The sequence below is a fragment of the Streptomyces sp. DvalAA-43 genome (genome assembly GCF_900091725.1).
Classification (GTDB): domain Bacteria; phylum Actinomycetota; class Actinomycetes; order Streptomycetales; family Streptomycetaceae; genus Streptomyces; species Streptomyces pulveraceus.
Genome location: NZ_FMBW01000054.1, coordinates 212,114 through 226,655 on the forward strand (window position 1 = coordinate 212,114; position 14,542 = coordinate 226,655).

Genomic DNA, 14,542 nt, shown 5'->3' on the forward strand with positions numbered 1-14,542 from the left:
ACCACCACTCGGCGGCGCCCGTGTTGACCCCGTCCCCCGAGGCGCAGACGCTGCTTCTGGTCTTCTCGGGCGAGAAGTGGCCGTCCATCAACGAGGACCTGCTGCGGGAGGTCGCCGACTACTACGACGCACTGGTCGGCAACTTCGACGATCTGCAGACCTATCTCGTCGGCGCCGAGAGCTACATCAAGGCGAACTTCTCCGGCAAGGCGGCCGACCAGTTCGCCCAGTACGCCGAGTACCTGTCGGGCGGCGGCAACACATCGATCCTGAACGGCTGTGCCGATCAGGCCCAGAACCTCGCCAAGATCGCCCGGGACACCGCCAACCAGGCGGAGTACGCGAAGTGGATGATCCTCGCCCAGGTCATCGAGCTGATGATCGAGATGGCCTTCGAGGCCGCGGTGAGCTGGATCCCCGGCCTGAACGCGGTTGCCCATGCCATGACCGTGATCGCGGAGATGGCGCTCAGGATGATCGCCAAGGCTGTCATCAAGTCGCTGATCAGAAGCATCCTGATCCACACCGCCATCAGTGTCGCCATCGGCGCCGCGATGGACGTGGCCATTCAGCTGATCCAGAAGGGGCAGGGAAACCGCAAGGACTGGGACTGGGACGCGACCAAGAGCGCGCTCGGATTCGGCGCACTGCAGGGCGTGTTCGGCGGTGTCTTCAACCCGATCGGCGGCGCGCTCGGGAAGAAGCTAGGCAAGATCGTCGGCAGCGACGGGGCGAAGTGGCTGGGCGAGCAGATCGGCCACCACCTCGACACGCTGGCAGGCAAGACGGGCGCGAACAAGGGCCTGGCGCACACACTCGGCAACATCCTCGGCGGGGTCGACGGGGAGCTGGTGAAGAACCTCGACAAGGGCACCGGGAAGCTGGTCTCGGACAGCTTCGTCGACAAGGTCGGGAACGCCTTCGCCAAGTACGGGTTCAACGGGCTGGAGGGGGACGCGGCGCGCAACGTCGGCAAGACCTGGGCGAACTCCCTCAACAAGCACTGGTCGACGGACTCGGCTGTGCACCAGGTCTCCGAGAACATCGCCAAGGACCTGGCGAAGAACATCGGTGGTCAGGTCGACGAGGCGGCCCTCAAGACGTTGTCGCACACCATCACCGGGGACGTGGCGAAATCCGTCAGCTCGAAGGCGATGTCCGAGACGCTGAGCAAGATGCAGAAGTTCGGCTTCGCGGCGGGCCTGTACGGCACATCGGCGGTGATCGAGGCGGGGGCCCAGAACCTGGCCGAGGGTACGTACAACCTGATGACGCAGGGTACGTTCACCACGAGCTGGGAGACGTTCGTCTCGGGCGTCGCGCCGAACGCGTTCAGCCACGCGATGCGGCACACGGTCGTGCATCCGTTTCTTGCCCATTCCAACTCGCCGATCGCCAACTTCCTCAAGGGCCTCAACTCGAAACTCGACACCCTGGACACCCTTCCGGGCGAGTACGGACCGAAGGTCACGTCGAACGACGCTTCGGTGCCCGTCGGGCTGGGCGCGGCGGACCGCGCGACCACGGAGACCAACACCGGGCCGGATCCGGAGACGAACACGGATCCGGAGTCGAACACGGGAGAGGAGTCGACTGCGTCCACCACGTCCACGGTGTCATCGACGTCCACGAACTCCCTGGAGGCGACAGTGCCTCCGGCACCTTCGCCCGTCGTGACGCAGACGCAGACGGTGACCCAGGAAGTGACTCTGGCGGTCACGCAGACGCTGTCCCCGGCCCAGACACCGGCGCAGACGGTCAAGCAGGCGACGCCGCAGACACAGACGCAGACGGTGTCGAATCCCACACCTTCCGTGTCCGTGTCCGGGAACGGGTCGAAGGCGCCCGTGCCGACGCCTCTCGTCCCAAGGCCCACGCAATCGAACGTCTCCTCTTCCGCCTTCAGTAACGAGACACCCAACTACAGCGCCCCGAAGCCCACACCGACGGCTTCTCAGAGCCTCGGTACACCCGTGGACGGGCTCGTCGTCGTCGAGACGGTCGAGACGGCAGCCCCGCTGACACCGACTCCGATGCCGACGTCCACGTCGGAGTCCGTGCCGGAGGTGATCCCCGACTCCGTCGGGCAGACCGATCTCAGTAGCGAATCGATCCAGGTCACCGACGACGACCAGGTCCTCCACAACGACGACCACAACCACGACGACAACCAGGCTGTCACTCGCGACGACGACCACAACCACGACGACAACCAGGCTGTCACTCGCGACGACGACCACAACGTCAGTAACGACGACAACCACAACGCCAGTAGCGACCTCAGCTCTCCCACCGACCCCACGCCGACCACACCCCCCGCTCTCGCCCTCACCAACTCCGACGGCACGACGAAGCCCATCCACATCCCCGGCTTCCTCAACGACGTCTCCACATACCTGGACGCGGACGAACAGGTCCCCTTCCACGGCGCGGTGGGCGGGCACCTCGCCGTCCAACTGGACCACAGCAGCAAGGACCCCGCACAGCTCGCCGGAGAACTGGCGAACAAGGCCGGCGTCACCCTGAACGCCCCGGACGCACTGGCACTCGCCCTCGCGGACCAGCCGCACACCTTCCTCGGCGACGGCCGCCGTTTCACCGTCACCACCGCCGACGGCCGGAAGCGCGAACTGCGCGTCAAGGCGATTCCCGACCAGAACGAGTGGAAGGTCATTCCGGAGGACGAGAACGCCCCCACCGACCCCGTCAAGTTCGACACCGTCCAACGGTCCCAGCAGACCGAAGGCCCGTCCTACTCCGATTCGAGCACCGTCCAGGCCCCGGTCTCCGTCGCGATCGGGGCGAACGTGGTGGGCCGGATCACCGTCACACCCGGAATGACCACCAGCCGGGATTCCAACCTCAACACCCAGCTGCTGTCCCAGCGCGAGACCCGCAGCCACGGCCCGTCCGTCAAGCTGGGCACCCAGGTCAGGTACGAGCTGACCCTCCACGACATCCCCGTCACCGAGTCCGCTGATCCGCCGGGCACCGACACCGGCGCACACGTCATCACGCACACCGTGCCGAACGGCATGGTCGTCCGGATCCCCGAGGCGCACACCACCAGCGCCCGGCCAGACCCGCGCAAGGACCGGGTGCCGCTGAAGTTCACCGCGGTGTCCGGCGAACGGGCAAGCATCGAGCACACCGAGTCGTACTTCAACCTCGACGCGATGACGGACTGGGTGCTCCAGCACACCGACTCCCCGATCGGCAGCAGCAACTACCAGGCCGTCGTCGACCACTTCTCGGCCGAGCACTTCACCCAGATCGACGGCCGCGACCCCGTGCCGCCGCTGCGTCTGCACAAGACAGACGGGTCGGTGTCCGGGACCGTCACCATCGGCCGACCGGTGCCCAAGCGCCACTGGGTGATCGACACCGGAACCGACTTCGAGCTGCGTGACACCGGACAGTTCACCCAGAAGAACGAGAGCAGTGTCCACCGCGACCACAACCTCGACGTCTCCCTGTTCGTGGGCGGCCAGGCGGACCCCACCGGCTTCTCGGAGGCATTCGCCGCGCCGCGCATCCAGGCGGGCCTGACATTCGGCTACGGTCATTCCTCCCGCAACACGGCCAACCTCGGCGGCGCCGCCGGCGCCAAGCACGGCGAGCGTTCCCCGAAGGACGTCCGGACGGTGCTCGTGCTGCGCGAATCATTGGTCACGGTCCGGATGCCGGACGGCACGCATCAGACGTTCACCGTCGGCAGCCTGGTCCGGATGCCGGTCGGCGAGGCCCAGCGGCTGGCCGGCTGGGACAACCAGGACGGACTGCGTGTCGGAGTCAACGCCCCCGAGAAGCCCGCCTACTGGAACGGTGACGACGGGAAGGTGACCATGCTCGGCCCCGGGCGGCCGGGCGAGATCCACATCGACACGCACTCCCGTATCCCGGAAGCGGCGGCCAACGACGTCCGCACCCCTGAGCAGAAGCTCGTCGACTCACTCCTCGACGACCTGAAGAAGGCCGATCCCGGCCTGCCCCTCGCGACCCGGGCCCAGGTGGCCGCCGCCGAACAGCACCGCAGCTGGTTCAAAAGACTCTTCCGTCGCGGCAGGGCCTTCGTCAACGCCGTGAACAACACCCGCACCCTGATGGCCGCGCTCTCCAAGCAGGGACTGCGGGAAGGCATGCACCAGGCGGCCACCGCGGAGGGCATCCGGGTCAACCTCCTCGGCTCGACGTTCACCAGGGACCGTGGCTACACCCTGACCGTACGGGCCGACCTCCACGATCCTTCATACGTGGGCAGCGCGCGCCGCACCTCGACCGAGGCGACCGGCGGCGGGGAGCGGTTCGACACCGGCCAGCAGATCACGCACACCTTCGGCGTGGGTCTGGAGGCTACCTTCGCCGCCCGGCAGAACGCGAAGGACGAGCTCGGCACACCGATCAACACCGGCACCGGTGGTGTCGGTGTGCGCGGCATGCTGCGAACCACCCGACAGGTCAAGTCCGGGGGGACCGCCACCCGCGAGGACCTGTTCGCACCCACACCGGGCACCGACTACTACGACTTCGCGGGCCGGCTGACCTTCGAGATCCAGCGCTCGGCGTTCCCGCAGCCCCTCATGCAGGCGCTCACCCTGGGCGGGATGCGCGCCCTGGCCCGGTACGGCAGGGACTCGCACGTCCGCGCGGTGAAATGGCTGTACGAGCACGCGGGGCTGGGCGGGATCGGCGAGACCGTGGACGGGAAGACGTCCGTACAGCTCACCTCGCATCCGCTCGCGTTCACCTTCGGCGTGCCCGACGGCCTGTCGAAGGCGAGCGGGATGTCGGACGCCGACCGGGGCAGGTTCACCGGAAGCCTGGAATCCAGCGCACTTCCGGACGGCGAGAGCCCGGAGCAGGACGCGATCACCTCCAAGGGGCTGGCAGCCGTCACCCTTTCGACCCGCCCCGACCGGACACTGCTCGACTCGGCGCTCGACCTCGCCGGGAAGACCTCCGGGGGCGCGTGGCGGCTGACCGACGCCGGGGCCCTGATGTCCGAGCGGATCCGGCGGATCTTCGGGCAGCACTCCCTCACCGCACTCTCCGACCAGGTGTTCTCGCCGGGCGGCCATATAATCGGAAATCTGCATGACAAGGGAACCCTGTTCGGCGGGGACGAGTCCCTCTCGCTCACCGGGACCCGCCACAACCTGAAGGCGGTGGGCACGCCGTTCACGGCGTCGCCCGAGATGAACACCGCACTGGAGCAGGCGTTCGGCTACACGCGCGGCCGCTCGTGGGGCGGCACCCTCGGCACCACCGGCATGTTCGCCGGGCTGGAGGCGGTCGGCGGCGCACATTTCACCGGTCAGGGCGGAACGTCCCACACCTGGCTGCAGAAGTTCTGGTCCCGGAGCAACGCGTCCTCCACCACATCGACGCGCGACCTCAACCAGGTGCTGGGCAACGACCGCTGGGTCCTGGCCGTCGCCGACACCGACTTCCGGATCGGCGCCCGGCACAAGCCGCTGGGCTTCTTCGGCCGCCCCTTCGGGAGCTCCCGTTCCGACTCGACACAGGTGATCCGCAAGCCGGGCGGCTGGGTCGGGCTGCTCCGGGAACGGGACGCGATGAAGGCCGGGCTGATCGACGACGGCCTGGGCCCGGTACCGGAGGGCGCCCTGCCCGATGTGAAGTGGCACAGCCGGGGAGACCTCGACGTGGCGAGCCGCGGCGCCTTCGCCCACAACGCCCCGCAGGACGCCGCCGGGCTGAAGAAGCTCGGGGAGTCCCTGGAGAAGGCGGGTATCGCCGAACAGACCCGGCACACCATCAACGCCATGGTGTCCGCCCGCTCGGCCCGGTCCGCCATCCAGACCGGGGGAACCCTCACGTCCCGAGGCCGCACCTCCGCGCTCGCACACGTCCGGAAGCTGAACATCCTGGGCAAGGACGTGGCGATCACCGTCCGCCACGAGCGCGTCGGCACGCCCAAGGTCGTCGACACCCTCTTCGGCGACCACGAGCTGGGGGCGAGCCGCGGCATCTCCCAGGAGACGTCCTTCGCCTCGTCGAACTCCCACGCGCACGGCGTCAACGGCGGCGAGACGGTGCGCGGTCCGGGCGGCTCCGGCGGTCTCACCGCCTCCGCCGGAGGCGGCTTCAACGACTCCGTCACCGCGGCCGATTCCGTCTCGGGAGTGGTCACCCAGGTCACCACCCTCCCCGGACCGAAGGCGGTGGTGGAGACCGAGTGGAAGACCACGGTCACCGTCACCTACTCCGACGGCAGCAACGCCATCGAACCGGCGACCTGGAACGCCACCGTCACCACGTCGGAGTCGTACCTGATGCTGGAGCCGGAGGGGGACGGCGACGTACCGCAGACGACACCCACGAGCCTGCGGCCGAAGGCCGCGATGACGATCGAAGCCCCGAAGAGCGGCCAGAGCCCCGCCGACCTGCTGACGGAGACCGCGAACCTGAACAAGGCGGCGGCCCGCAAGGGCGACGGTGGCCTGCACATCCACGAGGTCATCGGCGCGGACCAGGTGCAGGACCTCGGCAAGCTGCTCGTGTCCCGGGCCCACCGCAACGATCGCAGCCGCACCTTGCAGCACACGTACGAGGACGGCCGGATCGCGGAGGCGGTGAACCACGCCACGCGCGAGAGCGACCTGGTGAAGTCCGGCGGCGCCGGGGCCGACGCCCTCGAAACCGCCCTCAACGACATCGCCCTCACCTCCGCCCTCTCCTCGGGCCACGCCCAGTCCGGCCGGCACGCCGTCACCCTCACCGACAACAGCGTGATCGGCGGGGTCGACACCACACTCGTCCTGGCCACACACCTCGACTTCTCGAAGGCCCGGCGCATCGCCGTCAGCAGCCAGGTGAAGTTCGACGACCTGACCGGGACCGGAGCCGGAACCGAGATGTCCGACGGGACCGGCATCAGCTCGGTCGGAGGACCCGGCGTCTCCGGAGTCGTGGCCGGCGCGGGCAAGCTGACCGCCGCACCCGGTGTCCCCGTCGCCGGCATCGGCACCGTCGCCGGTGATACCCATCGGATCGGGCAGGCCGAACAGACCCGGCTCAATCTCAAGCCACCCGCCGGACACGGCCACCTGTACGCCGTCCCCGCCACCTTCCACCTGGCGGCAGGTTCGCAGCGCCACATCAAGGACAGCACCGTGGGCCGCCTGTTCACGTCCCGGACCGCCCTGCAGTCCGGGAAGACCGAGGCCACGGTCCTCGTCTGGCTGAGCGACGAGCGGGTGCGGGAACTGGAGCTGGAACTGCTCAGCACCGAGCAGGCCGAGGCGGCCAAGGCGGTGACCAAGGCCGAGAAGGCATGGGAGGACAACTACAAGGAGTACTGGGAGCAGCGCCGACAGGTGAAGGCGCTGGGGACGAGGGCCGACGCCGCCCAGGACGAGTACGTCCGGATCCGCCGGCAGGCCGACCCGCTGTACGACCCGAACGCACCGGACGCGACCTCCGAATCCCATGAGGAGGGCAACGCCGACGAAGACGTGACCAAGGCCAAGAAGGCCTGGGACGACAGCGCGAAGGAGTTCCGGGAGCGCCAACAGAAGTTGGAGGACCTGGCGAAGAAGGTGAACGCCGCAGGCGAGGAGTACGCCCGGATCCGTCTATCCACCGACCCGATGTTCCGCGGCGACCCGAACGCACCGACCACGGCCCCCACGTTCAACGAGGAGGTCCGCCACGACCACGGCAAGGCGAAGCCGGAGGACGAGTTCACGGAGACCGTGGGCGACGACGACAACCCGACCGCGATCACGATCGACGGCACGACCCATCCACTGATGGACGTCGAGAACGTCGGCCACGGCTTCTTCAACGCCCTGGCGGAGGGGCTCAAGCAGAACGACCACCACGCCGGGCCGCAGGCGAACGGCCCGGCACTCCACCGCGAGCTGGCCGACCGGCTGCGCCCGCACGTGGCTGCGACGTCCCACATCTCCGAGACGCCCAGCACGTCTACGCCTCCGCCGTACTTCACGGAGCTGGCCACGTTGGTGCCGCCCGACCTGACGGACGCGTTCACCGCGGACGACGTCCGCGAGGCGGGACTGGCCGACCTCGTCGACAACCCGGAGTCCGAGGCAGGGAAGGAATTCCACGACCGCGGCGCCATTCCGCCGATGAAGGAGGCGCTGACGGAGCAGCAGCGACTCGCACTCGCCTCGATCTCCGCCGGCCGGGACGGCGGGCGCGAGACCCTGACCGACCACGGCACGGCCGACCTCTATCCGGCGCTGGCGGCGGCGTTGTGGGGGGTGCCGGTGACGGTGGCGCACAACGGGAAGCTGCACACCTTCCTGCCTGAGGGCGGCAAGGCGGAGCCGGGAGCCTGGAAGCAGGGAGTCCTGCTGCACCTGAAGGACGGGACGTACCGGTACGTCGACCGCAGAACGGTGCCGGCGACGGAGCCGGAGACACCGACACAGCCGGAGCCCGTGACACAGACGCCCGAGCCGACTTCGGTGGAGACGGTGGTGGAGACACCGGATCCGGAGACCGTGACAGAGACGCCGGGCCCCGTCCCGACGGACACCCCACCGTCCCCGTCCATGTCCCAGACTTCCGCGGTGATGGACGAAGAAGGACCCGGCAACCCGACCGGTGACCGCACCGTCTCCCAGGACATCTTCGAGGTGCTCAACGCGACCTTCCAGGTCGACGAGCCGCTCGCCGAGCTGGGCAAGCAGTTCAACGTGCCCGTGATGGGGCTCGTCGCGTTCGATCAGCACCTGGCGGATCTGCACGTCGACCGCAGCCACTGGGACGCCCTGGACGGCCATCTCGGCCGCCACGGCTCCACCCTCGCCGAACTGGCCGGCGGCGGCGACCCCGACCGCATCCGCGCGGCCGTCGTGGACTGGCTCGCCGAACCCGTCCACGAACCCTCGGGCGCGGTCCGCGATGCCGCGGCCCGCTACGGGACGTCACCGGATCACGTGGAACGGCTCCTGCGCCGACACGGCCTGCACGACGCCGAAGGGCTCGTGGACGAGATCGGCGACAACCTGCCGCAGACGTCCCTCGCCGACTGGTTCGACACCCACCCCGAGGCCGTCGCCCGGCTCCGGGACCGACAGGACGCCGCGCGATTCGCAGCCGCCGTGCACGACCTCGGCCTTGCCGTCGGAAACGAGCACGGGACCGTCCCCGGACCGGCCACCGGCGTGCACCTCACCGACTTCCGGACCTGGCACACCGGCCCCGGACACCTCGGCCACACCACCGACGAGCAGCTGCGCGAGGCGGTCGCCCGCTGGTACCTCGAATCCCACCGCCAACTCGGCATACTCCCCGCGGGCATCGATGTCCGCGCGCTCGCCCGGCTCGCCCGTACCGCCGACTCGGCGGGCGGGACCGCCCCCGCCGAGTTCCACGACGCCGTCACCGAACTCCTCGCCGCCGACAGCCTCCCGCAGGCCGTCGATCTCGCGACCGCCCTGGGGCACGGCGCAGGTCTCGGCGACGTCCGCGCCCTGACCCGGGGCCTGGGAGTCGACGCCGCCGTCCTGCGCCCCTTCGGCGGGCTCCTCGGACACCACCTCGCCCGGCACGCCGCAGCCCCCGACGCGATCGACGCGGCCGTGGCCTCCTTCCGCGTCGACCTGGCGCACCACGGCTTCAGCACGGCCGACCTTCCGTCGCTGGCCGCGCAGGGGGCCACGGACCGGACCGTCGACCCCATCGGCACCGAACAGCTGGACGCCTTCGCCCACTATCTCGTCAACCAGCAGACGCTCGGCAGCACACCGCACTCGGCGGTCCGCGCATGGCGGAACCTGCCTGCCGCGGCGGCCGCCGCCCACGTCGAGACCTGGCGCGCCAACGACACCGCCGACGCCCATGACGAGAACCTCGTCCTCGGCACCGTCGACATCACGCCCCCGACCTGGGACCAGTACGGCCGCCTCTTCCACCTCGGACCGATCGCGAGCCGTGCCTTCCGGGCGCGCCGCGTGCTGCTCCCCGACGGCTCCGTCCGTGCCGAGATCACCCTCCCCATCAAGCTGATTCACCGGCCCGGCGAGGAACACGTCGCCGAAGCCGCCCGGCGGGTCGCCCGGAGTTCCGTCGACACCTACCTCAACGCCCCCCGCTACCGGCTCCCCAACGGCGATCTGCTGCATGTCACGGTGGAGTTCACCGATGCCGACGTCCCCGTCGAGCGCTACCCGGACGGCTACTTCAAGAGCCCCAGCAACGGCGTGCACCTCGTCGATGTCAGCCTCGAACCCGGTGGCCGCATGGAAGCGCGCCAGTGGAAGCTGCCCGGCGACAGCCCCGCGGTCTTCGCCCATGAGCTGACCCATCTGCTCGGACCGTGGGACTACTACCGCGAGCACTCGAACACCCTGCGCCCCGTCTACATCGACCGGGCCCTCATGGGCGGCCCGGTCATCGGTGACCACTACGGGCAGCCCGCCATCAGCCCGCTGAGCATGAACATCGGCCGACTGCACAACCAGCGGCTGATGCCCCGCGACCTGAGCCTGATCGGCTCGGCGATCGAGACCGCGTGGAAGACGGCCGGGCTCAACCCCGGCCCGCGCAACGACATGCCGTCCCTCCTTCCGCTCGACGTCGCCGAACGCGTGCTGCGCGGCAACCCGGCCACCGGAGCGGCCGGCCGCCTGGCCCCCATCGGCACCAGCGGACGCCTCCGCCCCACGCCGCACGGCGACATCAACCCCAACGGCACCTACCTCGCGTCCGGGGGCGGCCGGGAGAACCGGCCCGTCATGATGTTCCCCGAGCACTGGTCGCTGGAGGAGGCGGCCGCCGCGGTCGAACACGTACACCGCGAGCAGATGCGGCGCCAACGCATCGGTCCGGACGGTGAGTTCGAGGGGGTTCACCACGGGGTGCGGATCCGTGGCCACGCCCTGGCCGACGGCACCATCACCGACTTCGAGCCGTCGTCCCGGCAGGACGACCTCGCTCCGGCCCTGTTCGCCGACCCGGTCGACGAGCCGCACCCGACGCCCTTCACCAAGGGCGGAGCCCCACTGGCCACGCACCGGCTGTGGGACTTCCTCACACTCGGCGACCGGTCCCGCGGCATCGGCGGGCACCTGCGCATCGGTGGGCAGAACGACGAGAACGCCACGAACCCGTCAGCCGTGAAGTACCGACCGTTCGGCGGGACAACAGCCGCCAACCACACCATGCGCGCCGGCGCCTACGCCCTCGAACTGCAGTCCTGGCTGAACCAGCGCATGTGCGCCGTCCTGACCTCCCCGGGTCCGGCCGTCGCCGTCTCCGACGGTGTCACGAACCTCAACACCCTCTTCCCCGACCACTGGGGCAACTGGGCCATGGACGACGTCATCCGCTCCGGTCACCAGAACGCCCTCGATTCCGGGGCCTTCACGCTGCTGCCCTCGGGCGGACACCTGTGGCACGCCGTGATCCAGGGCGTCCCGATGCACGGCCAGGTACTCGACGGCGAGCACCAGTGGGTGCGGCCGTCCTGGCACCAGCCCGGACACGGAGCACCGGGAGCCCACGAGCTGCTGGCCGAGGCACGCGACATCGATTTCCACACCGCCGACGGCGCCCACTACCGGATGCACCGGATGCTCTTCCGCGGCGGCGAACAGACCACCGTACTCGTCCGCGTGCTGCACCTGCCGAACCACCGGAGCCCGGCACCCCTGCTCGAAACAGTGCAGAACACCACGCTGTTCGTCGGCGACTCCGAGGGCCTCGGCCAGACGTACCTGCGCTTCGCGGTCGAGTACGACGGCCCGGACAACGGGCCCGACGCCGCGCTGATCGACCAGGCGGCGTCCGGCGGCGGCGCGGACGACCTGCCCACGCTGCTCACCCCCGGAATCGGCGCACTGCGCCTCTCCGCCCCGCGGATACTCGACCCGGGGACGTGGCAGCCGCCCGAGGGTACGAACGACACACCCGCCTGGCGTGCCATGACCTCCGCGGCACTCGAACTCCACGGACCCGGCGCACTGACATATGAATCCGGTGTCGACGCCCTCGTACAGCTGCACACCGCGCAGGAACTCGCGCCCCACGCCGACCGCGAGCGCAGCGAGCAGGACCTGGTCGGCGCCACCGACCACCTCTTCCACGAGAACGCCGGAAACCGGCTGACGATCCCCGAGAACCTGCGGGGGCGCTGGACGGCCGACCGGGTGCGGCTGGCCGCGCTGCAGCACTCCTCCCACGGCCGCCTCGTCCCCGGACGGTCGGACTCCCGCCGACTGGTCCTGGAGGCGTTCCCCGAACCGGACGTCCGCCTGGAGATCCACCACGAGCAGAGCGACGACGGGACGTGGAAGATCGCCGACTACGAGATCCACACCGACGACGGCCCCGGTGCGCAGCCGCCGCTGTGGCGGCCGGAGGGCCACATGGCGGTGGCAGCGACCGGGCTCGGTGTCCACCCCGCGCATCTGTTCGCCCTCGGAGAGGAACTCGGCCTGCCCCACCACCAGGTGACCAGCGCGGCGGCGCTCCTGCGCGGACTCGGTGATCCGCGCGCCGTCGCGGCCGAACTGCGGCAGCTCGCCGCCCGGCTGGGCGGCGTCGACCCGGGACTGCTCACCGCGCGGACCAGCGAGCTGAACATCGGCGTCGAGCACTGGTGGGACCTCGCCGCACATCTGCGGAGCACCGGACACACGGTGGCAGAACTGCTCGTCGAGGGACCCGGCGGTGACCTGGCCGCGTCCTGGGAGCACAGGACACCGAAGGGCATCTCCGAGGACATCGCACTCCAGGCCCTCACCCTCGGCGTCCACCCGCGCCGACTCGAGCTGGTGATGGAAGCGGCACTGATCCATGATCCGACGGTGTTCGGCGAGCACACCCGGCCGCTCTGGTCGTCCGGGCTCACTCCCGAGCAACTGGCCGAGCAACTGGTCGGGCATCAGTGGCGCGGCAACTTCGGCGAGATGGCCCGGCAGTTCGGCGTCGTGCCGCAGGCGGACGGAGCGTCGGCCGCCTTCGCCCGGTGGTCGGGGGTTCCCGAGGAGTCCGCCTCCCAGGGGCTGCCGCTGAACCAGCTCACACTGGCGGACATCACGCACGCCGTGGCGCTGTGGCGGCTCGGCCAGAGCGACCCGACCGTCACACTCCACGACGGCTCGGATCCCCGACCGCTCGCGCTCCTGGCCCAACGCATCGGCATACGGGCCGACCACGCCCGGGTCTATCTCGACGGTCCGGGCAGGGAATCCGGTGCCCTCTCGCTGACGACCCATCTGGAACAGCGGTACCTGGACGCGTTCCACACGTCCTCACTGTTCACCGACCCCGTTTCCCAGATGGCACCCGCCCCCCTCGCGGTGCTCGAACTCGCCGACCACCTCGTGATCGACCCCACGCTGCTCGGCACCATCCCGAACCTCCGCATGGACAGCGGAGAAACCGTCTCCGCCCTGCTCCTCCAGGGCGGAGACCCGGCCGTCCTCGCGGGCTCGGTCCACGACCGCCTCAGGGAACTCGGCCTCGAACCCCGTGAACTGGCGTGGTTCCAGAACCTTTCGGTGACGGCCGAGCACATCGAGCGGTTCTGGCGGTACGTGGAGGACCACCGCGCGACCCACGGGGAACTGGACGCGCTGCTCACCGGCGACCGGCGAGCGGGCCCGGCCGCGGTGGCGAAGTGGGCCGCGCACGAAGCGGGGACGACACCCGTGCCCGCGCCCCTCGGATCCTCGTCCACGGCCCCGATCGGGCAGGAACAGGACCGGGCACACCATTTCTCGTCCACCACGAGCGGCCAGGCCGCGTCCACACCGCTTCCCGGACAGAACGACTCGCTGCCCGGCGCCTTGCTGGAACTGGCCAAGCAGCTGCGGCCCGTCGACGGGGAGGACCGGACCGGACTGGCCGACGCCGACCTGTTCCAGGGCAACAGCCCGGCCGCCCGCAATGCCCGGCTGGACTCCTTCCGCACAGCGGTGGTCAGAGCCGCCGCCACCACCGACGTCGATGAGCGGGCCGCCCGTATCGCCTCGGACATCAAGGCGAGCCAGTACTTCACCGACGGCAACACCCGGACGGCGACCTCGGCCGTCTTCGCGACCTACGCCGCGGCCGGGATCGGCCTCGATGCCACACCGCTGGAGGTGTTCGCCGCGATCGGTGAGGCCGAGGTGAACGCGGCCTTCGACCTCACCAACTGGCTCCGTGAGCGCCGCAACGACGAGGACGGGCCCGCGGTGGTCCCGTCCGTGGCGGATCTCGAACAGATCAACACCATGGCGGGGCAGTTGGCAGCGGCGGAGGCGGCACTCCAGCGGATCGGGGGGTACTGGCGCACCTACGTCCGCGACCATCCGACGGAGTCGGAGGAGGACCGCCACGAGAACTTCCTGGGCGAGCTGCTCGAAGACTCGGAGGCCGACTACGACCTGTGGTCGGAACGCCAGGAGATCGAACGGGCGATCAGACTCATCCGTCCCGGGGCAAGGGGAGCCTTCCTGGACACGGTGGCGCAGCGGCGCGCACCGGAGAACGAGGACGAGACCCTCGTCGAGGAGATCGAGCGCCTCATGGAAGCGCTCGGGCTGGACGAATGACCGGC

General features: G+C 69.8%; 1 protein-coding gene. It reads left to right on the forward strand.

Going from position 1 to position 14,542, the window contains the following annotated elements:
* Nucleotides 1–20 precede the first annotated feature (20 nt).
* Nucleotides 21–14,537 carry a WXG100-like domain-containing protein gene (locus tag GA0115234_RS22835; RefSeq protein ID WP_141718453.1) on the forward strand — a complete coding sequence of 4,839 codons (14,517 nt, stop codon included), beginning with the start codon at nt 21–23 and terminating at the stop codon, nt 14,535–14,537.
* Nucleotides 14,538–14,542 lie beyond the last annotated feature (5 nt).